This window comes from Acinetobacter sp. YH16040_T (genome assembly GCF_024605785.1).
Lineage (GTDB): Bacteria > Pseudomonadota > Gammaproteobacteria > Pseudomonadales > Moraxellaceae > Acinetobacter > Acinetobacter amyesii.
The window spans coordinates 2740911-2767010 of record NZ_CP094541.1 but is presented as its reverse complement, the minus strand read 5'-3'; the positions used below and the strand labels follow the sequence as shown (position 1 = coordinate 2767010).

The 26100-nt window shown below is 41.3% G+C and carries 21 protein-coding genes, 1 pseudogene and 1 riboswitch; of the genes and pseudogenes, 12 read left to right on the top strand and 10 right to left on the bottom strand.

From position 1 onward, the window contains the following. The first annotated feature begins 17 nt into the window (after positions 1–17). The 3 genes from MST16_RS13545 (at position 18) to MST16_RS13535 (ending at position 4956) form a co-directional block, all read left to right on the top strand. Positions 18–1109 (top strand): hypothetical protein, encoded by a 1092-nt coding sequence (locus MST16_RS13545; RefSeq protein WP_257222989.1) that lies wholly within the window; start codon positions 18–20, stop codon positions 1107–1109. A gap of 439 nt (positions 1110–1548) precedes the next feature. Beyond that, a complete protein-coding gene (locus MST16_RS13540) occupies positions 1549–3246 on the top strand; it encodes a carboxypeptidase regulatory-like domain-containing protein (protein WP_180010987.1) in 1698 nt (565 codons plus the stop codon). A 354-nt stretch (positions 3247–3600) separates the two neighbouring features. Beyond that, entirely contained in the window at positions 3601–4956 is a 1356-nt protein-coding gene (locus MST16_RS13535; RefSeq protein WP_180010989.1) for an amino acid permease, read from the top strand. 207 nt (positions 4957–5163) lie between these two features. Here the strand turns inward: MST16_RS13535 and MST16_RS13530 are convergent, their stop codons facing one another. Continuing rightward, positions 5164–5595 (bottom strand): hypothetical protein, encoded by a 432-nt coding sequence (locus tag MST16_RS13530; RefSeq protein WP_180010991.1) that lies wholly within the window; start codon positions 5593–5595, stop codon positions 5164–5166. 268 nt (positions 5596–5863) lie between these two features. Between MST16_RS13530 and MST16_RS13525 the strand changes: the two genes are divergently transcribed. Next, the gene (locus MST16_RS13525) at positions 5864–7189 is read left to right on the top strand and encodes an ISNCY family transposase (protein ID WP_180012554.1); all 1326 of its coding nucleotides are present in this window, start codon (positions 5864–5866) and stop codon (positions 7187–7189) included. A gap of 84 nt (positions 7190–7273) precedes the next feature. On the opposite strand, the gene MST16_RS13520 is transcribed toward MST16_RS13525, so the two are convergent. The 4 genes and pseudogenes from MST16_RS13520 to MST16_RS13505 all read right to left on the bottom strand — a co-directional run bounded on the left by MST16_RS13520 (position 7274) and on the right by MST16_RS13505 (position 11128). After that, on the bottom strand, positions 7274–7645 hold the full coding sequence (locus tag MST16_RS13520) for an MmcQ/YjbR family DNA-binding protein (protein ID WP_218946194.1): 372 nt from the start codon (positions 7643–7645) through the stop codon (positions 7274–7276). A 36-nt stretch (positions 7646–7681) separates the two neighbouring features. Beyond that, positions 7682–8288: pseudogene (locus MST16_RS13515) on the bottom strand (murein L,D-transpeptidase family protein). Between the two features lie 112 nt (positions 8289–8400). Beyond that, positions 8401–9846: a YdiU family protein gene (locus MST16_RS13510; protein WP_180011775.1), complete on the bottom strand. Its 1446-nt coding sequence runs from the start codon at positions 9844–9846 to the stop codon at positions 8401–8403. Between the two features lie 121 nt (positions 9847–9967). Continuing rightward, entirely contained in the window at positions 9968–11128 is a 1161-nt protein-coding gene (locus MST16_RS13505; protein WP_180011773.1) for an acyl-CoA desaturase, read from the bottom strand. A 189-nt stretch (positions 11129–11317) separates the two neighbouring features. On the opposite strand from MST16_RS13505, the gene MST16_RS13500 reads away from it, so the two are divergent. Continuing rightward, positions 11318–11851 (top strand): META domain-containing protein, encoded by a 534-nt coding sequence (locus MST16_RS13500; protein WP_180011771.1) that lies wholly within the window; start codon positions 11318–11320, stop codon positions 11849–11851. Positions 11852–11917: 66 nt separating this feature from the next. On the opposite strand, the gene MST16_RS13495 is transcribed toward MST16_RS13500, so the two are convergent. The 3 genes from MST16_RS13495 to MST16_RS13485 form a co-directional block, all read right to left on the bottom strand. After that, complete coding sequence (locus MST16_RS13495) at positions 11918–12631, bottom strand: glycerophosphodiester phosphodiesterase (protein WP_180011769.1); 714 nt, start codon at positions 12629–12631, stop codon at positions 11918–11920. Positions 12632–12816: 185 nt separating this feature from the next. Next, complete coding sequence (locus MST16_RS13490) at positions 12817–13401, bottom strand: cob(I)yrinic acid a,c-diamide adenosyltransferase (RefSeq protein ID WP_111885379.1); 585 nt, start codon at positions 13399–13401, stop codon at positions 12817–12819. 47 nt (positions 13402–13448) lie between these two features. Beyond that, positions 13449–15302, bottom strand: a complete 1854-nt coding sequence (locus MST16_RS13485) for a TonB-dependent siderophore receptor (RefSeq protein ID WP_180011767.1) — start codon at positions 15300–15302, stop codon at positions 13449–13451. A gap of 236 nt (positions 15303–15538) precedes the next feature. After that, positions 15539–15696, top strand: a riboswitch (cobalamin riboswitch). Positions 15697–15821: 125 nt separating this feature from the next. Between MST16_RS13485 and MST16_RS13480 the strand changes: the two genes are divergently transcribed. The 6 genes from MST16_RS13480 (at position 15822) to MST16_RS13455 (ending at position 22327) form a co-directional block, all read left to right on the top strand. Continuing rightward, on the top strand, positions 15822–17690 hold the full coding sequence (locus tag MST16_RS13480; protein WP_180011766.1) for a TonB-dependent receptor domain-containing protein: 1869 nt from the start codon (positions 15822–15824) through the stop codon (positions 17688–17690). A gap of 161 nt (positions 17691–17851) precedes the next feature. Next, positions 17852–18493, top strand: coding sequence for a phosphoribosylanthranilate isomerase (locus MST16_RS13475; RefSeq protein WP_180011764.1), 642 nt, complete (start codon positions 17852–17854; stop codon positions 18491–18493). Beyond that, on the top strand, positions 18477–19703 hold the full coding sequence (trpB, locus tag MST16_RS13470; protein WP_117007224.1) for a tryptophan synthase subunit beta: 1227 nt from the start codon (positions 18477–18479) through the stop codon (positions 19701–19703). Before MST16_RS13475 ends, trpB begins: the two co-directional genes overlap by 17 nt. A gap of 219 nt (positions 19704–19922) precedes the next feature. Then, positions 19923–20648 (top strand): CPBP family intramembrane glutamic endopeptidase, encoded by a 726-nt coding sequence (locus MST16_RS13465; RefSeq protein WP_180011762.1) that lies wholly within the window; start codon positions 19923–19925, stop codon positions 20646–20648. A 22-nt stretch (positions 20649–20670) separates the two neighbouring features. Next, positions 20671–21189: a DUF1543 domain-containing protein gene (locus MST16_RS13460; RefSeq protein ID WP_078194137.1), complete on the top strand. Its 519-nt coding sequence runs from the start codon at positions 20671–20673 to the stop codon at positions 21187–21189. 145 nt (positions 21190–21334) lie between these two features. After that, entirely contained in the window at positions 21335–22327 is a 993-nt protein-coding gene (locus tag MST16_RS13455; protein WP_180011760.1) for a DUF2804 domain-containing protein, read from the top strand. A gap of 51 nt (positions 22328–22378) precedes the next feature. Here the strand turns inward: MST16_RS13455 and MST16_RS13450 are convergent, their stop codons facing one another. Beyond that, positions 22379–23254: a metal-dependent hydrolase gene (locus MST16_RS13450; protein WP_180011758.1), complete on the bottom strand. Its 876-nt coding sequence runs from the start codon at positions 23252–23254 to the stop codon at positions 22379–22381. A gap of 145 nt (positions 23255–23399) precedes the next feature. On the opposite strand from MST16_RS13450, the gene MST16_RS13445 reads away from it, so the two are divergent. After that, a complete protein-coding gene (locus tag MST16_RS13445; RefSeq protein ID WP_180011756.1) occupies positions 23400–24428 on the top strand; it encodes an AraC family transcriptional regulator in 1029 nt (342 codons plus the stop codon). Between the two features lie 84 nt (positions 24429–24512). Here MST16_RS13445 and MST16_RS13440 read toward each other — a convergent pair whose 3' ends face one another. Then, positions 24513–25847 carry a Na+/H+ antiporter NhaC family protein gene (locus MST16_RS13440; protein ID WP_180011754.1) on the bottom strand — a complete coding sequence of 445 codons (1335 nt, stop codon included), beginning with the start codon at positions 25845–25847 and terminating at the stop codon, positions 24513–24515. Positions 25848–26100: the final 253 nt, after the last annotated feature.

Below are 26100 nucleotides of genomic sequence, written 5' to 3'. Positions count from 1 at the left end.
AAGGAGAGGGGGTAACGATGTTCCCCCTTTTTTCTATGTTGAAAAAAAAATTAGTATTATTGGGATTATCGCTCCCGTTTTATAGCTATGCACAAGAGGCTATCTATTATCAAGTGCAAGCAGATGTTTATAGTGAACCGTTAGCGATTCATGCATTTACAGATGATTGGGGTGATTCTAAGTTTAAATCAGGAAAAAATGCATTTGCTCATGGTTTAATGCAATTGGGCGTAAAGCAGGGTAATTGGGATTTTAGCTGGATCTGGCGATATGACTATGCGCTCAATTTCAGTGAGGATACAGCAAAGCTTTATTATCAAATACAGAATGAACTGCCTATCGATGCAAACTCAACGTATGACTTGAGGCTTGAAGCACAGCATATTGATACTGTTGGGTCTCGGGCTGCCTATACATGGCCCATTAGTTCGAATTGGAATTTAGAAACGGGTATAACCGCGTTAATTGGGCGTCATTATATTGATGGTCATATTAATGCGCTAGGGGTAACGACAGATCAGCAAGAGCTTATGGACCGCGTCAAATGGCTGAATGGGAGCATAGATTACAGTTATGATCATCCTGCTTTGAAAGAAGATGAAATGGGCTGGAATGAGCAGGCGCATAGCGGGTATGGCTATGCCCTAGATGCGACTTTAAGAGGTGCTATTGCAAAAAATTGGAATTTAAAAATTAATATTCAGGATGCATTGGCATATTTATATTGGCAAGATGCTCCATACACACGATATAACATCAGCTATGATCAAGATAAGCGTCCACGGTTTGATATTCAGGGAGAGTTTGATAAAGATAAGACCTATGCGCAAAAGCTGCCATTTAAAATTTATACGGATTTAAATTATGACTCAGAGCAGGCTTGGAGTTTAGGACTCAGTTCAATCTCAAATGAGTATATAAGTCTTTGGCAGCTCAATGCATATTGGAATACAGGGCTAATGTGGGGAATCCATTTTGAACCCCAAACCAATTCGTTTGGCCTTTCCGTCAAACATGAAAACTTTGGTTTTAAATACATAGCAGATTCATTCAATACCAACCAAGCAAAACGTATGGGCGCGCAAATATATGCGCAATATCTATGGTAAGTGCTGTTGGACCAGCGACTGTAAACAGATTAGCTTCTTTAGAATGTGTAAAGTTTTAAGCAGTTGTTTTATTTAGCCGTATTGATATGTATTAAAAAAAGCTTTGCATTGTCATAATGGAATTTAAATTGTTCGGTTATGGATAAGTTTGAATTTATCTATAACCGATTTTTATTTATATCGTAAATTTTTTATTTTTTAAAGTTTTTATTAGTATTAGATATTTATTAGTATTCCATTTTTGAAGGAATGGGCATCCCTTAACAGCAAAACAATGGCAATTGGATGAATGATAAAAATCACATAAAAATGCGAAATTTGCGCATTTAATGAAAATTGGTTATTATTTTGCTGGAATATTCACCAGTATGTTTGGGCTGGTAGAGTTCAATGTAGAGATAACAATTTTTAAAAATGGAAAAGCCAGAGGGCAGAACAGATGAAAAATAGCGCATTTGCAAAAATAATAATGGTCACAGGTGTCTTGGGTTTAACGGCGTGTGGCGGTAATGATCGTGATGAGACTGTAAGCGTACCGCCAGAGCCAGTTGCCGATGCCATGGTACAGAAAAGCGTAGAAGAGCTGACTTTATTAGATGTGAATAATCTTGCCTTAAATGCTGCGTCGATTCAGATTTTAAGTGATGAAGAGTGGCAGAAAGTACAAGCAGGCAGTCTGAAAATAGCAACAAATACAATCACAGCAGATGATTCTGAACAGTTATTTCCACCGATCAACAGTTTACCGACAGCGACTCATTTTAAAGGTCAAAGTTACCTTGCTAATGCTCAAGGCATCGTTAAGCTGCCTAAATTGGCTGCAGGCACATATTATGTTTTGGTCACTAAAAATGGACAGTCTGCAGTTTCAGCATTCTTGATCCATCCTAAAAATACCAATAAGAGCATTGTGCTGAATGTGATACTCAACTGTTTAGACCAAGACTGTCAGACCTTAAGCGATGCACCTGTCAATGATGCAGTAGTCGGTACGTTGTCTGGTCAGGTCATTTATAAAGGAAAGCCTTTAGCGAATGCGCAAGTCGCATTATCTGGCGGTGCTGCGACCAATGGTGCATTTGTCAGTGCAATTACCGATGCCAATGGCTATTTCACGCTTTCATTCAACGTATCAAATGCGCTGCTTGAAGCATTGAAAAATGCCACGCTCACCATTAGCGGTGCAGGAATTAATACTATTACGAAAAAAGTTACGGTCATTGCTTCTTCTGCATCGGGCTATCAATTTGAAGTGCTGCCTGAAACGACATCTGCAGATGCCATATGGCGTGAAACTTTTGAAGCGGACTCTGCTACTCGCAATGCATGGACAAGGTCGCAACCAAGTGTGGCCAATGTCGATTGGCAGTTGCTAAACAAAGGTCACAACATCCGTAATAATCAAGTGAATCAGCGTGTACGCTTAGCGCCGAATGACCAAAGTCAAGGCAAGGTGCCTGAGCCACTGCAAGGTAATACGGCATATTGGTATGGCGACAAAGTAAATGGCAACTTTATTGGCGCTTTAAGTGATTCATCTTTGGCTCCAGAGTTTGATGGCGGAACATCTAATACCCATAATATGGGTGAGTTAATCTCACCTGCCATTAATCTAAGCCAGTATCAAGCGCCTTTGAGTTTAAGCTTTAAAACATGGTGGGAAATTGAGTCGGTCAATCCAAATAATCAAGGGTTCGATTTGATGAATATTTTAGTTTCTACCGACGGTGGCAACAGCTTTAAGACCTTGGCTCGATTAAACCCGCTGGCAGATCCGTCCTCTGCATATGAGCGCGCGCCGATTCCATACAGTAATTTAGGCTTTAACCTCGCGCCGGCTGCTGTTCAGCAAGAAGCAATTTCATTGGATGAATATGCAGGCAAGGCCAATGTTCAACTGAAATTCCAATTCAAAACGGTCGATCAACTTTATAACGGTTTCCGCGGTTGGATGATTGATGATGTGGTGATTCAGAAAAAAGCCGGTACTTTCCCATTATTTGATGGTGCGAGTTTGGATGAAAATTTAGATAGTTTCTCTCAGGACTATAGTGGCGTCACTGCAAAACAAGCGGACACTGTGCTGAAAAGCACGAAGAGTTATGCACGGTGGGCTGACGAGCCACAGCGTAAATAACGATTTACATGGTGCCGTAGTATGAATGGTTAGAATAGGTTTAGGCGTACTGCATTCGCGATCAATCAACCATCAAGCGTGGTGAATGCTAAAAACAGCTCTCAATTGAGAGCTGTTTATATTTGAAAGGGCAATATATTCAGCCACTTTAGCATACTGGCGGCTAAAGATTTCGGATGTTGTAATGGAATCATATGGCCTGTATTGTCAAGCACTATAAATTACCAAGTGCTATGGAGTAATGCAGCTCACACGCTGTATTCCATAATGATTCATACAGAAATAAACTGCGAATATTTGGCTGCAAAGAGCTGCACAGGCTACAATCCACTTTTTTATAAGATGAGACGTGTTGTGAGCAGCGAAATGCCTCAACTGCAGCGCCGATTAAAGAACCGCCATATTCAGCTGATTGCAATGGGTGGCGCAATCGGGACAGGGCTATTTTTAGGCTCTGCGCATATTATTGAGTCGGCTGGACCATCGATAATTCTGGGCTATTTGATTGGTGGTTTGATTGCTTTTCTGATTATGCGCCAGCTGGGCGAGATGATCGTGCAAGAGCCAGTCACAGGTTCATTCAGTCATTTTGCTTTTAAGTATTGGGGCAAATTTGCGGGCTTTTTAACGGGCTGGAACTACTGGATTCTGTATATTTTAGTAGTGATGACCGAGCTGACCGCGATAGGCAAATATGTCAATTACTGGTGGCCGCATGTGCCTGCTTGGGTTTCAGTTTTGGTGTTTTTTGCTGTGATTACGCTAGCCAATTTAGCCAATGTCAAACTGTATGCAGAATCTGAATTTTGGCTGTCGATGATTAAAGTTGTGGCGATTGTTGCCATGATTATTTTTGGTATATATCTGCTACTTACAGCTGGCGCAGACTCTACCGCTTCGATTAGTAATTTATGGGTACATGGCGGCTTCTTCCCGCACGGTTTTGAAGGCTTATTCTACATGCTAGCCTTTATGATGTTTGCTTTTGGCGGCATTGAATTAATCAGCATGGCGGCGGCTGAAACTGAAAATCCTGATCAAAATATCCCGAAAGCGGTGAATCAGACCGTGATCCGCGTGTTCTTATTTTATATCTGTTCCTTGGCGGTACTGCTGTCGCTGGTGCCGTGGAATCAGTTGAAACTTGGCGGTTTGGATCATAGTCCTTTTGTGATGATTTTTAATCAGATGGGGATTGATTGGGCGGCACATTTGCTGAACTTTATTATTTTGACTGCATCCGTTTCGGTCTGTAATAGCGGCATGTATGCCAATAGCCGCATGCTGCTCGGTTTGGCAGAACAGGGCAATGCGCCAAAAGCCTTTAAACAGGTGAATAAGCACGGGACACCGATTGCTGCGGTTTTATTTTCAGCTTTGTTGATTTTTGGCTGTGTGCTGCTGAATTATTTCTTGCCCGAAAAAGCATTGAGTTATTTGATTTATATCGTAGTGAGCGCTGCGGTGCTGAATTGGATGCTGATTAGCTTAATTCATTTAAAGTTTAGAAAAGCGATGCAGCAGCAGGGTGTACAAACTAAGTTTCCTGCATTATTTGCGCCGTTCACCAACTACTTTGTCTTAGTGTTTATGCTGATGATTTTATACATCATGTGGAATCAGGGCTTTATGCTGTCGGTGCTGATGCAGCCCGTATGGATTTTACTGCTGTATGTGCTGTTTAAAGTGATGCAAGCGAAGAAGATTTAATACCATGAAGGCTTAGGGAAGAGCTTTTGTTCATTGCCACTAAAGAATGATTTTGAAAATTCTGACAAAATACGCAAATTGAGTGAGTATTAATATAAAGACTGCTCTAGTGTATTAAATTCTAGGGCGAATTTATATAAGATTATGATTTATATTGGATAAAATAAATTATTTCGTATAACGTGTATTATGTTAATTTTATGAAATTTAAATAACGGATTTTAAATAAATATCCAGAATTGAATATATGAAATAAAGTACTGCACCTAAAAAAAGAAACATTTTCTGCCATTTACTTGTTGATGTTAATTTATTTGCTGCATTTTCAAAATTCTTAACTAATAATTTAGCTTCATCCATAGTACTAGACTTTTTAGATAATAGACTTAAGTATTCAGAATTAAATTTTAAAAAATTTGCCTTATGCCCTAATTGAGCAGATCCGAAAATGAAACTTAATGCTAAAAAAAGCAATGATCCTATAATTAACCAAATTAAATCACTCCAAATGACCTGCTTTAGCTGAGTCAAAATAAAACCAATTGAAGCTGTTGCTGCTGTAAGAAACATAAAAGTAGTTTTTTCAACTAAAGCTGTATGTTGTTTGTGTAGCTCAACTTGTTTAGAATTATCATCCATAATAAATTATTAAAATTCTTAATGTTAAGAAAAATATTAACATAAAAAATTAGGATTAAACGAGACTAATAAATAATAAAGTTTCTAACTCGTTATTTTATAAACAGTGGGGCACCAAACAACTATCTAATTAACATAATAGTGATTATTTGAAATTCTCATGTAAGCCCAAAGTAGAAATGTCCGGTTTCTCCAAAGTAAAAATGTCCGCTTTTAGAATATGCGCTTTTGCGATTATCGAAGCGGACGGTTTGATATGTTGGTGTCTATGTCGGATAAAGAACTTAAACGATTGTCGGTCTTGCAAGAAATCTGCGATCAACGCATAACTCAACCTCAGGCTGCTCAGCTACTTCATATCTCAGAACGTCAGATCAGACGCTTACTGCAGAAATACAAAGCTCAAGGTCCCGCTGCATTAGCCCATGCCGCTCGTGGCCAAATCAGCAATTCTAAACTTCCTGAAGAACTCAGACTTAAGTGTCTCAATATTGTTTCAGATCAACTTTATGGTTTCGGACCCACTTTAGCGCATGAAAAGCTCACCACTGTTCATGGATTTGATATTTCAGTGGAAACACTACGTTCTTGGATGATTGCAGCCGATTTATGGATCCCTCGCTGCAAGCGCCTGAAACGACCATATCAGCCTCGTTATAACCGAGATTGTTATGGTGAATTGATCCAAATTGATGGCTCACACCATGATTGGTTTGAAGGTCGAGCACCTAAATGCTGTCTGCTAGTATTCATCGATGATGCCACAGGAAACTTGCAGCATTTACGCTTCTGTGCGTCAGAGTCAGCCTTTGACTATATGATTTCGACACGTTTATATATCGAACAGCATGGTAAGCCATTGGCATTTTACAGTGACAAACATTCAGTTTTTAGGGTGAATCAAAGTAGCAAGAAAGACACCAAGATTACCCAGTTTGGACGTGTTCTGAGCACTCTCAATATCGATATCATTTTCGCTAACTCCCCTCAAGCCAAAGGTCGTGTAGAACGAGCGAATAGAACACTTCAGGATCGTCTGATTAAGGAGATGCGTTTAGAAGGCATCAGTTCAATTGCAGATGCCAATAAGTGGCTGCCGTGCTTTATTGAGCAATTTAATCGTAAATTCGCCAAGATGGCTTTTAATCCCAAGGATCTACATCGGCCTATCGCTGAAACAGCCGAAGAATTAGATGATGTTTTTACCTGGCGTGAACCCCGCAGGGTCACGAACAGCTTGACGATTACTTATGATAAATGCGTATATATCTTGGAAAACAGCGAAGAAAATCAAAGATTGGTCGGCAAGTATCTTGAGTTCTTGGAATATCCGGATGGTACTGTAGCCATTGAATATCAGGGAAGAAAAATCAATTACAGCATCTTTGATAAATTAAGTCAGCTCAACCAGAGAGAGATCGTTGAGAATAAACGTTTGGGTTCTGTGCTGGCACATATTCAACAACAGCATGAACAACTGGAACACCAAAACAAACGCAATCGTTCTCAAAAGATGCCACGTAGACAAGCACAGAAAACAGCGATTGAACAACGAAATCTAAATCCTGTGCTTGACTTGGAAATGTCCATATAGGACATTTCTATTTGGTTATTAGGTAGGACATTTCTACTTGGGAATAACATCTCAATATTAACTTAATTGTAAGGGAAGTGTTATCTAAACACTCCTCAGCAACTCAATCCTTTGCCGCTGTCCTTTATTTAACTTCGACACCACTAATTCATAAGAATTTAGCACCAAATCCTGCAGCAGTTCTTCTTCCAATTCTTCATCTGTAAAAACAGAAATCCAATGCTTCTTATTCATATGCCAGCCCGCACGAATAAAGGGATAAATATCTTTAAGTATTGAGCCATTGTCTGGCAGCACCTTTAAGTTGATGGCCGCTTTGCCTTCCAAATGAAAACTCAGCATAAAGACCTTCTCCATCACTTTAAACACATCACAGCCTTCACCAAAAGGCTGGCTACAGGTGGTTTCAGGCAGGGCTAAGGCCGACTTAGCAGCTACAGTGTGTAATGCAATCATAGGGGATAACCTAAAAATAAGCCTGAGTTTTAAAGCCTAGGGACGAATATGTATAACGGTATCATTATTCACCAATTGCCAAATTTCATCCATATCAATATTACGCACAGCAATGCAGCCCCAAGTCCAATCTTTTTGTGGGAAATAAGTCATCAGTTGTGGTGCAGCTTTCATTTGTAAACTGGTCGCCGAACCATGAATCATAATGTCACCACCTGCAGAAACACCTAAATCTTTAGCCTTTTGTTTATCGGTCGCATTGGGGTAAGAGATATGCAAAGACTTATAAAATGAACTTTGCGGATTGCGCCAATCAATCATATAGCTGCCTTCAGGCGTTTTGCCATCACCTTCTTGAACTTTATGTCCAAGCGGTTGAAAACCCAGACGCATCGGGTAACGCCGAATGACTTGATCCTGATGTTTTAATTCCAAATAACGCTGAGCCTTATGTACCTGAATATTGTCGATCGGCGTTTCTGTGCGAATTTTTTTGAATTTGTAAATCGCTTAATTCAGGTGGAAAGGCCAGTGCATTGGTAGGTGTAGGTAGATATTTTTCAAATTTTTGATAGGCAAAGCAGGCAGCAACAATGCAGACGAGGATAGCGAAACTAAAGATCGTGATATTTTTTCTTGTCATTATTTTTGAGAGGATGAAGTGCTTTCGCAGTCCATCGATTTCTGAATTGTGGATAATGTTTAAATTATCCACAATTTTGATTCGAGTGAAATGTGGATTTGTGGATATTTTTTTAAGACGAGCAGCTGACCATCACTTCAGGCACATCACTTGGTAAAGGTCCTAAATCTTCTGTTGTTTCCAGTTCAGGCTGTTTAGTAAATGGTCGACTGAGCAATGTAAATAAACGTTCTACCTCTGAAAAATCATTGCGTTCAGCTAGCTCAATCGCCTTTTGCGCCATATGGTTACGCAAGATATATTGCGGATTGGCCTGTGCCATTTCCGCATCTAAAGCATCGGTGTCCTGATGCTCACGGATGCTTTCATATTGGGCCAAGAAACCTTCAAATGCGCGACGGTCTAAACAGTCATCTTTAATGGCTTCATATTCATGATTTTGCAGACGAATAAAGCTTTGCGTGTAATCCAGCTGTTCACTTTGCAGAATACGCAAAAAGGCCATGGCGCAGTCAAAGCTGTCTTTATGAAAACTTGGCAAACCCATTTTCTGAGCTAAGCCCAATTTATAATGTTCCAAGAAGGTCAGTTCAAAATGCTCTAAGCACTTAGCTAAATCTTCTTTCCACTGTTCTTTGTCATAGTCCGTAGGGCAGAGCGGAATGAGATTATTCAGCCATTGCCATAAATTCCAATGCCCAATGCTCGGCTGCTGCTGATAGGTATAGCGGCCTTGGTAATCCGAATGGTTGTTGATCCAGTTTGGGCGGAAGCGCTCCATAAATCCATAAGGTCCAAAATCGAGCGTTGAACCAGTAATATTCAGATTGTCAGTATTCATCACGCCATGTGCGAAACCAATCAGCTGCCATTTGGCAATCATCACTGCGGTACGCTGAATGACTTGAGTGGCAAAAGCTAAAATAGGTTGTTCGGCATCTAAGCATTCAGGGTAGTGCCACTCAATACATTTCTGCGTGAATTCAGGCAGTAAATCACCCTGATACTGATTGATCCATTCAAAGTGCCCCAAACGGATATGACAGTCAGATGTACGCAGCATCATTGCACCAAGTTCGAGTTTTTCGCGCTGTACACCTTGCTCAGAACTGGTAAAACCCACCGCATTGCTGGATGCAACGCCTAGGTTGTTCAGCGCATGTCCTGCCAAATATTCACGAATAGTCGAGCGCAGCACTGCACGTCCATCGCCCATGCGTGAATAAGGCGTAGAGCCGGCGCCTTTAAGGTGCAGGTCAATGGTTTGCCCATGTTTATCTACTATTTGCGCAATCAATAAGCCGCGACCATCGCCCAATTGGCCGGCCCATTGACCAAACTGATGACCAGCATAGACCATCGCTAGCGGCTCAAATTCCTCAAAGGTTTTTTGCCCACTGCAAATCTCTACCCATTGAGCTTTATCTTCATCCGACCATTGTAACTGTTCAGCCAAAGCAGCATTGAAATGTCCTGATTTTGAGCCTTTTAAGGGTACAGGCTGCTGATGATGGTACAGGTGAGGTGGCAGGGTGTTATATCGGGCATTGAACAGCATAATGATCTTTAAAAATTCAAATCATGTTTAAACTATAGCAAAGACCAGATAGAAAAACTGTAGCTTAAAATGATAAAGCCTCCACAAGGGAGGCTATAACATTTGAGGAGCTTTAAAACAGTTAAGCGGTTTTCTTTTTCAAATTACGCATTAATTGATTCAGTGTTTCACGGTGCTGAGATAGGCGTTGTTCAACTTGCTGGAATTCAAGTTTGAGTTTGTCATCCATTTGATGAATTTTTTCAGCAACGGCGGTTTTCTTCGCTTGAATTTCCTGTTCTTTTAATTTTGCCCAGTCATTTAAGGTTTGCGAAAACGCATCATATTCTTGAGAAATACGTTGTTTTGCTGTGGCGATGTCATCGGTCATATTCAGACCATAAATCGCAAGGTCTTGTTCAGCATATTTAAACTTCATTGCCAACTCAGCTTTTTTAATATTAAAGCTTGGAATACGGCGTAAGTTCTTTGCCAAACCTAATTTAGAACATGACCAAATTAGCCATTTAGTTGGGTCATATTGCCACCATTTCACACCATTACGGTAGTCGTATTGGAAAATGTGGTGATAGTTATGATAACCCTCACCCCAAGTAGCAATAGCTAGAACAAAGTTGTCGCGTGCCGTATTTTCATCAGTATACGGACGTTTGCCCCACATATGGCAAAGTGAGTTAATAAAGAAAGTTACGTGATGGCTTAAGATTAAACGCATTAAACCGCCCAATAATAGAACGCCCCACATGTCGCCTACCGCCCAACCAATTGGTAACAAAATAGCTGCGTGAACGGCAATCACTAAAGGGATGTAATATTTGTCTTGGAACATCACGACTTTATCTTTTAATAAGTCAGGTGCATTTTTATAGTTTGGTGCTGCTGCTGGATAATCACGAAGCATCCACCCGATATGGGCATACCAGAAACCACGATTAATCGAGTATGGATCTTGGTCAATATCGTCTACATGACGGTGATGTGTACGGTGACCTGAAGCCCAGAACAAAATACTGTTCTGAACAGCAAAAGTACCCATGAGCATTAAAATGATTTTTAAAGGCAAGGTTGCTTCATAAGCACGGTGTGCCCATAAGCGGTGATAACCTGCGGTAATACCTAAACTACTGACACCCAGTAAAACAAACATACTGATCCAAGCAGCGGCACTAAAATCATGATTAATGGCATATAACGGAATTGCAATAACTGCGACAATAGGTAAAAACACCAATGCAAAAATGGCAATCCAGTTTATTGGGGCTTTGGGTAGGGGAGCATTCATCTCCAACAGCACTCCTGAAACCTTGGGAGGTATAGATAGGACGAATCCCATTAAATTTTTAAGGGATTTTAAACGTACAGAATAGTAGCACGGGAAAACCCGTTTTCACCACTGTTATTGTACAGTTGTATTGTTCTAAACAGTAACATAATACGACTGAAGTTATTTGACTTTTTGTGGAGTAAAAAGATGCCAAAAAAACAGCAAATTTGTCAAAATAATCTGAAATTACTTATCAAATACTGCATCTGGGACAGCTTTCTGATCAGTTGTCTTGGACTGATGGCTTGTCAAAATTCTCCTACACGGACAGTGACTACAAAGTTACACGGAAAATCACTGGGCAACAGTGTTGAACAGCCATTAAAAGTCATTCGCATGAATGATGGGATACAAGATATTCCATGGACGATTGTGCAAATTGCAGGGCAAAAAGCCAAGTTCTTTCATCATCAACCTTATTTGCAGTTCAGTTCACAATTTCGCCAAATTCAAGGCAATACGGGATGTAATAACATCAGTGGCACTTATGTGATTGATACCTTAAAACACAGCATTGATTTGAATGCGCGAGCAGGCTATTTCAGTTGTGATTCGGCTTTGGCTCAAGAGGCTGAACTTTCAGATGCATTGCAAGCCGCAACACAATTCCAAATAAAAGGGAAACAGATGACAATGCAAAACAGTCGGGGTCAAACCGTGTTGGTTTTAGAACGAAAATAGGCCAGTTGAAAAAGCCACGTGTTGATCGAAGACTGAATTACATAAAACTAGGGGAATAAAGCAGCATTAAAAATGCTGCATCATCATTTTAGGATAGTCGGTAATTAAGCCGTTAATGCCCCAATCTTTAAGCTGTTTAGCACGATCAACGTCGTTGACAGTCCACACGCTCACATTTAATTTTGCCTGCTGTGTGGCCTGAATAATGTCTGAATTGGCGAGTTGGTTCATCCAACCGATTTGGATACAACCTAATTCAAGTGCTTGTTCAATCGCTTTAAATTTTACGTCTGTTTCAACCAAAAGCCCGCGTTTGAAGCCGGATTTTTTTTGTTGCAAAGCAAGATGAATTTTAGGGTCAAAACTGGTGATCACCGCGGAATGTTCGAAACCTTGGAGCTGTTGTTCCAAGGTTTCAGTCAGCGCTTCTGCTTCAGTCTGTGTCTTCACTGCTTTCACTTCGACTTCAATATGATCGAAGTTATGAATAATTTTGAGCGTTTGTTCGAGCAGTGGCGTCGGCTCAACTTTATTCCATTCTGACCATGTCACTGCATGGTTATACGGTTCTAGTTCAGAACTTTCGCATTCATAAAGATACTTATCTTGGCCGGTGGTACGGATGAATTGATCGTCATGCATCACAATTAAGGCGCGATCTTTTAGCTGTCGCACATCAAATTCAACTGAGCGTATGCCTAAATCTTGAATATATTGGAAACCACCTAGGGTATTTTCAGGTGCTTCACCACGAGCGCCACGGTGACCGATTATGCGCATACGAGGCCTACAAAAAAGGATGTTAAGAACATAATGTCCTGTAAGAATGACAGGGAGATGACACTGTTATTTTGATCCGATCATCCTGAAATACAAGAATGATCGGACGAAATGTTTCGATTTATTTCAATGTAAAATAGACTTTTAATTGGTCAAAGGATTTGAGCAATTTTTGAATCCAAAAATTATTGATCAATCGTGTCGTTAATATTTTTCTGCCACAGCACCTCAGAACCACCTTCAGCGCGTTGTAATGTACGCGATGCGACAAATAACCAGTCAGAGAGTCGGTTAAGTAGCTGCAATGACGGTGCTTGAATGTTCTGGTCACGGTTATGTACAGCCATTAAACGACGTTCTGCACGGCGGCAAACTGCACGCGCTTGATGGGCAAAGCTGCACACCAATGTTCCTGATGGCAGGATAAAGTCTTTGAGCATTGGCAGTGCTTCATTCATACGGTCAATGTCATTTTCCAAAAACTCAATTGACACAGGTTGTACCAAGTTGAAGTTTGGAATGCAGACTTCACCGCCAAGGTCGAATAACCAATGCTGAATCAGGCTGAGCGATTTATCCCAAGCCGCTTTGTCTTCAATACTGCTTAGTGCGATGTGCGAACGCAGAATACCAATGCTTGAATTGAGTTCATCGACATCTCCTAAGGCTTCAATACGTAAATCATCTTTGGCTACGCGTGATCCGTCGCCAAGACCTGTCGTACCTGAATCGCCTGTGCGGGTATAAATTTTACTTAAGCGGTGGCCCATTTTAATTGTCCATTTTTTGATTAAAAGTTGAATAAATCAGTGTGAAATTAATATCTAACTGTGATGCCAAAGGAAGCCAAACGGCCGCCATTTAAATAGAATTTGCCGTCGAAATTGCCAGCAGAAGCCGTTTTATATTGAACATCGCCGACATTTTGAATATTGGCAAAGAAGCGCAGTTGCTCGTTGGGTTGGTAATAACTATTGAAATCAATCTGAGCATGTCCAGGGATCACATCCTCATCATAATTACTGCTGTCTGAATGGCTGTTCGCACTCAGTGTTGTTGACAGCCCATAATGTTCATCAGCCCAACCAGCTGACAATGCCAGTTTTTGACGTGGGCGGCGGCTCAAATCCAAACCTGTTTTATCATTTTTTGCTTGATTGTAGCTATAACTGGCCTTTGTAAAAAATGCCTCATTGCTCCAATTCACATAGACTTCTGAACCTTGAATGGTCACTGCATCAATATTGGCAAACTTCCAGTTATTGTTGGGATCAGAATCAATAAGGTTATCAATTTCAGTTCTGTAGATAGACAAACCAGTTTTTAGTTGTGGTGTCATTTGTAGGTCTAGCCCAATTTCATAGGATTGACTTTCTTCGGGTTTTAAGTCAGGGTTTGCATAGTCGCCATAATATAAGTCGTTCATGGTTGGCGCTTTAAATGCTGTACCAATATTGGCATAGCTACTAAACAACGGCGTGAAAAAATAACGCGCAGCAACTTGTCCGACCGTGTGTTGACCATATTTTTCATGGTCTTCACGACGAATACCCGCTTGAGTTTTTAATTTATCAGTTTGATATTGGTGCTGTAGATAATAACCCGTACTGTTTAAGTCTTGATGAAAAGACTCTGCAGTTTTTAGCGTTGATGTTTCTAGCTTCCGATGGGTGATGCCTGCAATGATGTTCTGAGACGGCGTCATTTGCTGTTTTGCGGTCAGTTCATATTCAGTGGATTCATAATGGGTCTGTTCAAAGATTTTGAGCTGTTCCAACTCATCTTTAAAATAAGACACGCGAGCATTCAGGGTCAGCTGATCTGTGGGGTTGAAGCGTGACTTCAGGGTTGCAATTTGATTTTTAAAATCTTGCGACTTTTGCTCATATTGCAGTGAATTCCAGCTGTATTGCTCATATTGAGCATTACCTTGGTTTTCAGAATAATCCAATGAAGTGCCAAAGCGTGTTTCTTCATAGCCAAATTTGGCAGACACGCCTTTTTGATTAAAGCTAGAAGCTCTGGCATTTTCATGTTCATGAATCAATGTGCCGTCGGTTTCTAAACGCTGTCCACGAATTTGCGCATAAAAACCTTGCTTGGCTAGGTCTACCCCGACAGTACTTTTATAGGTTTGATTTTCACCTATTTCAGCGCTGATAAAAGCTGCATTTTTTTCAGGGGTTTTGCTAATGATTTGTACCACACCACCAATGGCATTGGTGCCATAAAGGACAGATGCTGGGCCTTTTAAAACCTCAATCTGCTTAATGTCTGTGGTATCTATAAAATTATTTGGCGCTAAACCGCTGGCATCATTATTTAAACGGACACCGTCACGCAATACCAAAGTGTGGTCTGACTCTGTGCCACGTAAAAAAAATGAAGCTTGTTGTCCATAGCCACCCAGCTGCACCATATTGATAGAAGCATCACTCATTAATAAATGTGGAAATGATGCAATTGGTGATTGATCTATGAGCGACTCATCAATAATGGAAATACGTGCTGGCACATTTTCTAATTTTTCTTGTGAGCGTGTTGCAGTCACCACAATGGTATCCATTGTTGGTTGAGCAATGCGCGATTCATTTGCAAAACAAGATGTAGAAAAAGCCCAAGCGGCAGCAATGCCTGTAGCGAGTGCTGTAGGGCGAGCTAAAGTTGACATGCGATGCTCCATACATTTACCCCACGTAAATGATTGAGTGATAGAACACAGTGAGCAGGTATCGGACTGGCAAATTTACTTTTGCGCACCGTTGCGGGGGCAGTGTTGTGGAAACTTCCCATGCCAACTGTTGTGAATGGCTTAAGTATAGTGAACTCCGATTATTCGAACAATCGAAACTATGGGGTATTTGAAGATAGGTGCATATACAGCTTGACTTGCTGTGGAGCAGAAATTAATCTGCCTGCGCTTCAGGTGCTTCCTTAATTGAGAAGTGAAACTGGGAAGTTAGTCCAACAGTCTATAGCTGTTGTCATCTGACACTGCCCCCGCAACGGTGAATCGTTATTCAATAACGTAAGTCCGGAGACCGGCCTGATGCAGACCTATTCATAATGCGGCGGGCGTTATAGCGGGATTGCATCATTGCGCCAATATTGGCCTTGCATTGCTGACCCTGAATCCCCCTGCGTTATCCATTTTATTATTCGCACGGGCGGTGCGATCGGGGAATACAGCATGCATTCTTTTTCTAAGACTCTACTCGGGTCACTTTTTGTTTTATCTCCACTTTCTGCTGCGATGGCAGCAGACCAAGTTTATCAACTTCCAGTGATTACCAACACGGTTGCCAATATTGTTGAGCAAGACGCACAAAAAACCTTGGCGGCAGTCACCGTAATCAACCGTGAAGAAATTGAACGCAAGCAATTTACTTCTTTGCAAGAATTGCTTCGTACAGTGCCGGGCGTAACATATAGCAATACTGGTGGTTTAGGGAAAACAACCAGTGTTTCTATTCGCGGTACAGGCAATCGCCATGCATTGGTCTTGGTAGATGGTCAAAAAGTGGGTTCTGCAACGCTTGGTGAAACGGCTTTTGAGCATTTCCCCATTGATCAAATTGAGCGTGTCGAAGTTCTGCGTGGTCCGCGTTCAAGCTTATATGGTTCAGAAGCCATTGGCGGTGTAATTCAAATCTTTACCCGTAAAGGGACGCAAAATGGGGTGAAGCCTTTTGCATCTTTTACCTATGGTTCACATGAAACATATCAAGGGAATGTTGGTTTAAATATTCGCCAAAATGATACTTGGGCAACTCTGAATGTTGCAGGAACGAAAACTCAAGGCATTGATGCGACAAATATTAATGAATCTAATGACTTGGATAAAGATGGCTACGAAAATAAGTCAGCATCTCTGCGTATGGGGCATAAATTCAATGATCAATTTGATGTTGATGCAAGTGTCTTAGTCGTTGATGGTGAAAATGAATATGATAATAGGGATGACTGGGGTTCTCCTTATATTGATGCAAAAAATGTGCATAGTAAAATCGAGCAAAATGTTTACAGCATTGGTGCTACCTATAAGCCTTTTGATATATGGACAACACAAGTCAAGTTAGGTCGCTCTGAAGACAAGTTAGATAGCCGAGATGGCTATCCATCAGTGATTAACACCCAGCGAGATAGTTTATCTTGGCTGAATACATTGGAATTTAATCAGCAAAATACATTGATGCTTGGCTTTGATTATCAGAATGATGAAGTATCAGGTACTAAATCTTATGCTGTTAAAGAGCGTGATAACAAAGCTTACTTTGCGCAATATCTAGGTTCATTTGGTAACTTCGATGTGCAAGGTGCAGTCCGTCAGGATGATAACGAGCAGTTTGGTAATCATACGACTGGAAGCGCGACTTTAGGATATCGCTTCAGTGATGCAGTGCAAACTTATGTCAGTTATGGCACCGCATTTAAAGCCCCGACATTCAATGATTTGTATTGGCCAGGAAGTGAAAATCCTACATTAGTGCCAGAAGAATCTGAAAACTATGAAATTGGGTTCAAAGGTGTGATCAGCAATGTTCAATGGGAGCTAAACGGTTTCTATAATGAAATTGAAAATATGATCGCATGGGCACCAAATGCAACGGGGAACTATGTTCCAAGCAATATAGATAATGCAAAAATTAAAGGTGCTGAATTATCATTCACTCAGCAATTAAATGATTTTGTTTGGAATGTGAATTATACATATCAAGAACCTGAAAACGAGACAGCAGGACTTCATGGCAAGCAGTTGTTTTTAAAACCAAAGCAAATCTTTAATGCTTCAGCAGATTATACAATGGATAAGTGGACTGTCGGTGCTTCAGTTCATGCAGAAGATAAGCGTTATACTAATGCTACAAATACTGCTGAATTGGGCTCTTTTGCCACAGTGGATACGCGAGTAACTTATCAAGCCACGCCTGAATTCAGTGTTCAAGCCAAACTTGCCAATATATTTGATAAAGAATATTCGACCAACTACAGCAATAACACTTTATTTAATCAAGATGGTCGCACTGCTTGGGTAACCTTGCGTTATGCCATGAAATAAGTATCAAGCCTTCTTAAAAAAAAGCCCTGATTGATCAGGGCTTTTTAAATTCTGCTGAATGATGCTGAAAATCCACGCAATACTTGAAAATTGCATTACAATGATTCGCCCTTATATTTATAGATAGGCTATGAATAGGGCGGAGTCAGAGCCAAAACAACATGCGAACCCGTGCCAAAATCTGCGGAATTACACGTACTCAAGATATCCAATCTGTCGTCCAAGCTGGTGCAGATGCGATAGGATTTGTATTCTTTGCGCCCAGCCCACGCAGTGTAACGGCAGAGCAGGCCGCTGAGCTGATTCAGCATGTGCCGCCCTATGTGCAGACCGTGGGTTTATTCGTGAATGCATCGGCTACAGACATACAGGATATTTTAAAAATTTCACCTGTAGATATCCTGCAGTTTCATGGCGATGAAAGCCCTGAACAGTGCAAAATGATTGCGCAGCCCGTTGGGCGCCGCTGGTATAAAGCCATTCAGGTCAAACCCGATTTGGACGTGATTAGAGAGATTCAAGCCTTTCAACAGGCTGGGGCAAGCGCCGTACTGTTAGATGCATGGCATCCTGAACTGAAAGGCGGTACAGGGCATAGTTTTGACTGGACACAGTTCCCAAAACTCGATATTCCTTTAATTTTGGCGGGCGGTTTAAAGCCTGACAATATTGAAGAAGCGATTCAAATCACTGGTGCTTACGCCGTAGATGTGAGTGGTGGTGTAGAATCGGCAAAAGGTATTAAAGACCAACAACTCATAGAACGCTTTATGCAAGGAGTCCATCGTGGATCAGCAAAATAAGATTGACTATACCCAATTCCCTGACGCACAAGGGCATTTTGGTATTCATGGCGGGCGTTTTGTGTCAGAAACTCTTATGGCAGCACTTGAGGACTTAGAAAAACTCTATTTCCGCATGAAAGATGATGCACAGTTTTTGGCAGAATTCGACCGTGACTTGGCGTATTACGTCGGTCGTCCAAGTCCTTTGTATTATGCTGAACGATGGTCGAAAGAGTTGGGTGGTGCGCAAATTTATTTAAAACGTGAAGACCTGAACCATACTGGTTCTCACAAAGTGAATAACACCATTGGTCAGGCTTTGCTGGCTAAACTTTCAGGTAAGAAACGTATTATTGCGGAAACAGGCGCAGGTCAGCACGGTGTAGCAACGGCAACGATTGCTGCGCGTTTAGGCCTTGAATGTGTCGTGTTCATGGGTGCAGAAGACGTAAAACGTCAAGCCATGAACGTGTACCGTATGCGTTTGCTTGGCGCGACAGTTGTACCTGTAGAAAGCGGTTCAAAAACATTGAAGGATGCTATGAACGAAGCGATGCGTGACTGGGTAACCAATGTTGATTCAACTTATTATGTGATTGGTACCGTTGCAGGTCCGCATCCATATCCGCAATTGGTTCGTGATTTCCAATCGATCATTGGCCGTGAAGCGCGTAAACAAATTCAAGAACAAGCAGGCCGTTTACCAGATGCCTTGGTTGCATGTGTGGGCGGCGGTTCAAATGCGATGGGCTTGTTCTATCCATTCTTAAATGATGAAGATGTGAAAATGTACGGTGTCGAAGCTGCAGGCTATGGCATTGAAACAGGCAAACACTCTGCACCACTCAATGCAGGTCATGTGGGTGTACTTCACGGTAACCGTACTTACCTGATGTCGGATGATCAAGGTCAAATCATTGAAACACATTCAATTTCTGCAGGTCTGGACTACCCAGGTGTAGGCCCAGAGCACAGCTTCTTAAAAGATATGCACCGTGTGAACTATGTGCCAATCAATGATACTGAAGCGCTGCAAGGCTTCCGTGACCTCACGCATATTGAAGGTATTATCCCTGCGCTCGAAAGCTCACATGCGATGGCTTATGTGACGAAACTTGCGCCGACGATGGACAAAGACCAAATTATTATCGCGACTGTATCAGGCCGTGGTGATAAAGATTTAATGACCGTTGCCCGTATTGATGGCGTGGAAATGGTTGAAATGTAAAATCTCCCCCAACCCCTCTTTAATAAAGAGGGGAAAAGCCCTCCTTTGTTAAAGGAGGGTTGGGAGGATTAAAAAAAATCGCGCAGAAGCAATTCCGCGCGATTTTTTTGGGCTGAAAATTTTATTGAGGCAAATCACTACAAAACAGATGCAGAATAAAAGTGTGGAATAAATCACAATACTGCGCAAATTTTATTGCTTTAGAAAGACTTTATAACAATGACGTTTACCCAATTGGTTCGTGCTGAATCCTTTCCCACCCATATTTCTTGGCAATGGCGTGATAGTTTTGCGCTGTGCATTCTTCCGTTGATCTTGCTCAACAGTTATGTCTTAGACCAGTTTTTTGGTGTTTCGGCTCAGGTTGCTTTGGGTGATGCGATCTTTCGCGGTATTTTATTTATTGCCGTGTGTTGGCTCTATAAAACGATGCTGTATACACACTGGCAAAAGTATAAACAGGCCTTTTGGCGTTCAAGCCTGTTGGTGGTTGTTGGTGCAGTCGCTTTACAAGTGGTGATTTCTTTTACACGCAGTCTGTTGCCAGTGGGCGAGAGCATTGAAAAAGAATCGACCATTGATCCCAATACGATTGCCTTTTTCAGCTTGCTGATCATCAGTCTTGGGCCATTATTTACCGCTTTGCTCGAAGATATTATTTTCCGCTATACCTTGCTACAAAAGCTATTTGTACAGCCGTGGCTATGGCGAGTGATTTTGGTCTTACTGAACTCAATCTTATTTGGCTTGATTCATTATCATAATTTTGATGGCGATTTGATTGCGACCATCAGTTTTATGGCGGCAGGCCTATTTCTCAACCTGATCTATTTGTGGACGCGTAACATTTGGCATGTCTTACTCATTCATTTCGTTAACAATGCAGTACTATCGCTAGGCGGCGTGATTTTATTGAAATTGCTTCAGCCCTATGTGGGCAGTTGAAGTCAAAAATAGGGGGAAGATTGTGTCCAGTTTATTTATGGTGATGCTCGGCGGACGCCATCCAAGAGCAAATATCGAAGTGCATGATGTCATTCTTGCAGTGGGTAACGCATTAGAAGAGGTTTATCCGCAACTGAGAACGGCATGGTTTGGTGAGCAAAAAGGCTTACATATTGATGCTTGGGCACAAGTACATACAGTCAGCACTGAAAATCGGCATTATCGCATCCAATTTTGTGATGCCGCGCCCCGAGCTGAAGATGAAAAATTATGGCTGATTAATCTCGGGGGATATGATGCCCGCGAATTTGGTGAATTACATCGTTATGTTTTGGTGACGGGACAAAATGCCAGCGTTGCAAAACAACGGGGCAAGGCTTTTTTTGAGTCACATTGGCAAAAACAACATACCGACCGAACCCTAGATGTTGATGATTGTATTGCGATTGATCATGTCTATGGGCGCTATATCGAATTGGTTGAAACGCCGCATAGCCAGCAAAATTCATGGAAAAATGATTACATCTTAATAAATGAATAATTGTGATGATTAAGAGCTGAAATGTCAGCTTTTATATTTTTTTGTGATATTCGCCTGAAATCAGATGGATTGTCTTTTCAGGCGTTAAATAATAGGCATAATAACATTCAGGATTTAGACCTTAAACCTCAATGGAATGGCGTATATGGATTTAATACGGCCGAATGGACAGCCGCATTATGGACGTTTTAGTGAACTTCCCAATCGCATCGATTTAAGTAAGTATGAATATAAGACACCGTATGGAAAACGACTTCAAGGTTGGCGTAAGCGTTTAAAATATAAAAAATTTAAATTTTGTTGTATTCAGCATGATCATTATACGATTGGTCTAGCGATTGCCGATATCGCGTGGGCGGGGCACGGTTTTGTCTATGTGTATGACCATATTACGAATGAAGTGTTGGAATGGAATTCGATTAATTTCCTGTCACGTAATACCGTTTTAGATGAACAACCTTTATTTAATCAAAGTCATTTTATTAAGTCTGGGATTCAACTAGACATTCAGCATGCCAATGGTGTGCGATACATTCAAATGTCAAAACATGGCGAACTCAAACTGAGCGCTCGAGTGTTTTGTGCGGGGACTGATCCGCTGAGTATGTGTAGCCCTACAGGAATTAATGGTTGGACCTATACTCAAAAATTGACGACGTTGGGCTGTGAAGGTTTTTTTATCAATAAGCAAGGCAAGACCATTCAATTTCATGACCGAACATTGGTGTCTTTAGATGATACCTGTGGTTTTCTTCGTCCTGAAACCGCATGGTTTTGGTTATCGTGTAACTTTTGGGACAGTCAAAATCGACGCGTTGGGATCAATCTTGCCTCTGGTGTAAATGAAAGCTTTGGCAATGAAAATTGTCTGTGGGTCAATGGACATCTGTATGCCATGTCTGATGTGCTGTTCCAGCAACAAGGCGATAATCAATGGAATATTAGTTCATTAGACAACAGCTTAAATTTGATCGTCACCACAGGTTGGCGGCGCTATGAAAACCTGAATTTAAGATTGGTCGGTAGTCAGTTCAGTCAATGGCAGGCAAAAATTAGCGGTACAATTCAACGTGATGGCGAAGAAATTGTATTCTTAAATGAATATGGTTTACTTGAGCAGCACTATGCAAAATGGTAAGTCTAAGCCTATAAAAAAGCCGCAATCGATGCGGCTTTTTTTATTCAATTTTTATTTTGCAGCTTGCCAAAACACTTCTGCAGCTTGAATTGGATCATTGGTTTCTTCATAAGTTTTTAACCAAAGATCATAATTTTGCACAATGGGATGCTGACTCGGATGGAAGTCTTTTTTAAACCAATCTCGATATGGCTTGCTCATACGGGTGAGGGTGCCATTTTTACCAAAGAACCACGGTAAGCCTTTCATATTTAATTTTAAACGTTCCTTGAAACTGAAGCCGTCATGTTTAAGCATCACATTGGCACGATATAAGGTAAAGCCAAGCATCAATCCACTGGTCCAGACCAGAGTGAATTTCTTTAGATTTTCATCGACCTTAGCAACATCCTTCATCACATCAAAAGCCACATCGCGATGTTCCATTTCTTCTATCGCATGCCAAATAAATAATGCACGGACATAAGGATGCGCAGATTCTAAGACGGACTTTTGGCTACAAAAGGTTTCAGCCATCAGCGCAGTCAAGTGCTCGGCTGAAGCCGTCATGGCAATGTTGTATTCAGGTGAGCGTTTGCTCAGTTCAAATTTAAAAATTTTATTCAGACGTTTAATGAACGCATCGACAGGCATGCCTTGTTGTTTCATCAACATATTCATTTTGTCATGCGCCATACCATGCTGCGCTTCTTGACGAATAAAGTCAGCGACACGTTGCTGTAAATCAGGGTCTTGAATTTGACTGCGGAACAGACGAACAGATTCAATGAAATAGCGCTCGCCATCAGGAAAGGTCAGGCTCAAGGCATCAAACATACGTGTTAAAAAAGGGTCTCCGCCAAACCAATAGCGCGGGATTTCTTCTAACTTAAAATTTAGCTTTGTGCGAACAATGGGTTCGACTTGATATTTGACGATAGCATTCATGATATTTTTTCTGTGCGAGTCGTATTGATTGCAGTATGTCGGAGAAATTGCACTTTGTTTTGACAGATATTGCCAATTTTTATACATTTTACGCCATGATGAAAATATAAAATGTCAGAATTGGCAGGTCAGAAAGAGGGGCGAGATGGCTGAAATTCAGATCCCAAATGGTTATTTCCAACTGTGGAATATGGTCTTAATTGAGCGTGAATTAAACTATACACAGCTCGAATGGATTGCGCCGTATGCTGCGCAAATTCAGCATGTGCTGTCTTTGCCGATCGACTCTCAATCGCCGAATTCTTTTTTTAACAGCATCATGCAACTGACTCAGCAACATCTGGATTGCCCGCAATTGGTCTTTGAAATGGCCAAGTATATTCGTGCAGAACATTTTGGGGTGTTAGGCTATATGGCGACACTGAGTAATAGCGTAGCAGATGCTTTGCAATATGTGATGCGATTTAGTCGTTTGGTGATTGATGGCGCGCAAATTGTGCCGATGAATATGAGCCATCAAGATCATCAAATTATACTGTCTTGGCCACAGCATGATGATGAATATGCGTTGGTGAATGAATTGACGATGGCCTGTATGGCACATTTGGCCAAGCAAATTTTTCCAGATTCTATAAAGTTACTCCGCATTCATTTTGCCCATGCGCCGCGGATGGCACGTTATCACTATGAAAAGTTTTATGGCTGCCAAATGGAATTTTCGACCCTTAAATATTCATTTGTGATTCATGCCGATAGTTTGGATTTAAAGTCAGAACTTGCTGATCCGTCACTGATGCAATTGTTATTACGCCAAGCCGAAGAGGCGATCGCCGCTCGTCCGCAACATGCAGATCCAATTCTACAGATGCAACAATGCATCGCTGATCATCTCAAACGAAAACAGCAAGCCCCTAAAATAGAGTGGTTAGCAGAGGAGTTACATCTGTCAGTCAGAACCTTGCAACGACAGTTAAAGGAGAAAGACACTTCGTTTAAACGGCTTTTGGAGCTTGAACGGATGAAACGCTGTGAATATCTACTTTCACAACAAACCCATTTGACAGATATCGCTTTACAGCTAGGTTATTCAGATCAGTCTGCTTTGGCACGTGCTTTTAAGGCATATAGCGGAGAGACATTATTAGCGCGAAAAAAAACCTTGAGATTAGAATAAAACGTGCAGATTGCTCGTTAAGAAAAGCCTTTTAAACAACATTAAAAAAAGCGGTCAAACGACCGCTTTTCTTTAAAGCCAAGCTTATGCCGCAGCTTTTAATTTTGGATACCGAAGTAAAATGGCAAGGATGGCAAAGATTGCCAAGACCCAACAGTAATACACACTACCAATCAGTTCCACAGGCGAAAGTTTTGCGATCGAACAAGCCAGTAACAGCTGTGCACCATAAGGAATGAGACCTTGGACTACGCAAGAGAAAATGTCCAAGAGCGCAGCAGCACGTTTAGGGTCTACACCATATTCTTTCGCGACTTCACGTGCCATGTCACCAGATAAAATAATTGCGACAGTGTTGTTTGCCACAAATAGGTTGGAGAAAATCACCAAGAAACTGATACCAATTTCACCCGCGCGTTCGGCACCAACTTTAAAGCAGCGTGTCATGCTGTAAATACGTTGAATCAGCCATTCTAAACCGCCTTCTTTTTGCATAATCGCAGAAATGCCACCCAAGAAAATAGAAAGCAGGGCAACTTCAAACATGCCGGTAAAGCCGTCATAAATAGAATTATTTAAGCTTAAGAAGTTAAATTCAGGTTGAATGACCAACCCAATCAAACCAGATAACAAGACACCAATGGTCAGTACAGCAAGCACGTGCAAACGTGAAAAGGCCAAAATAAATACGGCTAAATACGGCAAGATCAGCCAAGCATTATAAGCTTTGTATTCAATCGCTTGTGAGCCTTGACTCATGAATAAATAGATGCAGATACTGACGATCGATGCAGGTACAGCAATCCAAACATTGACCTTAAATTTATCGCGAAGCTGAACTTTTTGACTGTTCGTTGCAGCAATGGTGGTATCTGAAATCATCGACAGATTATCACCAAACATGGCACCGCCGACCACAGCACCAATGGCATACACCACTTCAATTTCGGTGACTTGTGTAAAACCAAAGGCAATTGGCGCGCAGGCTGCAATGGTGCCCATAGAGGTTCCCATCGCTGTGGCAATAAAGGCCGCAATAATAAACAGCATGGGCAGCACGAACTCAGGCGCAATCACCGATAGTCCCAACTGCACTGTTGCATCGACACTACCGATGGCACTGCTGACACTGGCAAAAGCACCAGCGAGCATAAAGACCATGAACATTAAGATCAAATTCGGGTGGCTGGCACCTTTCATAAAGGTATCAATCGCGTCATTTATCTTGCCGCGATAGAGCAAAATTGCCAATACAATCGCAGGAAGAGCAGCGACTGGCGCTTTCACTTGATAGAACGCAAACTCAGTTCCAATGATGGAATGGTAAATACCACTGCCCAAAAAAATGGTCAGAAAAACAATAAGCGGGAGCAGTGCAAATGCCCGAGCAGGCACTTTCACTTGTGAATCGGAGGACATAGGAGATAAAAAAATAAAAGTATGCGGCTAGTATAAAGCAGGTTTTGCAATTTAAGGAAAATTAAAATGTAAATCCTAAGCCTGTTATTTTTAACATTTTTTTGATGATAAAATTAAGTTAATCTAAAACCTTATAATTTTGCCAGATCCTAAAATTAGGCATCTTTGATCATTGTGAAAAAAACTGAAATATCGGTAAATGATGCTTTCGGGTTGTTCTGGAAAATTATGTTTGCATGAGAAATGCCGACTG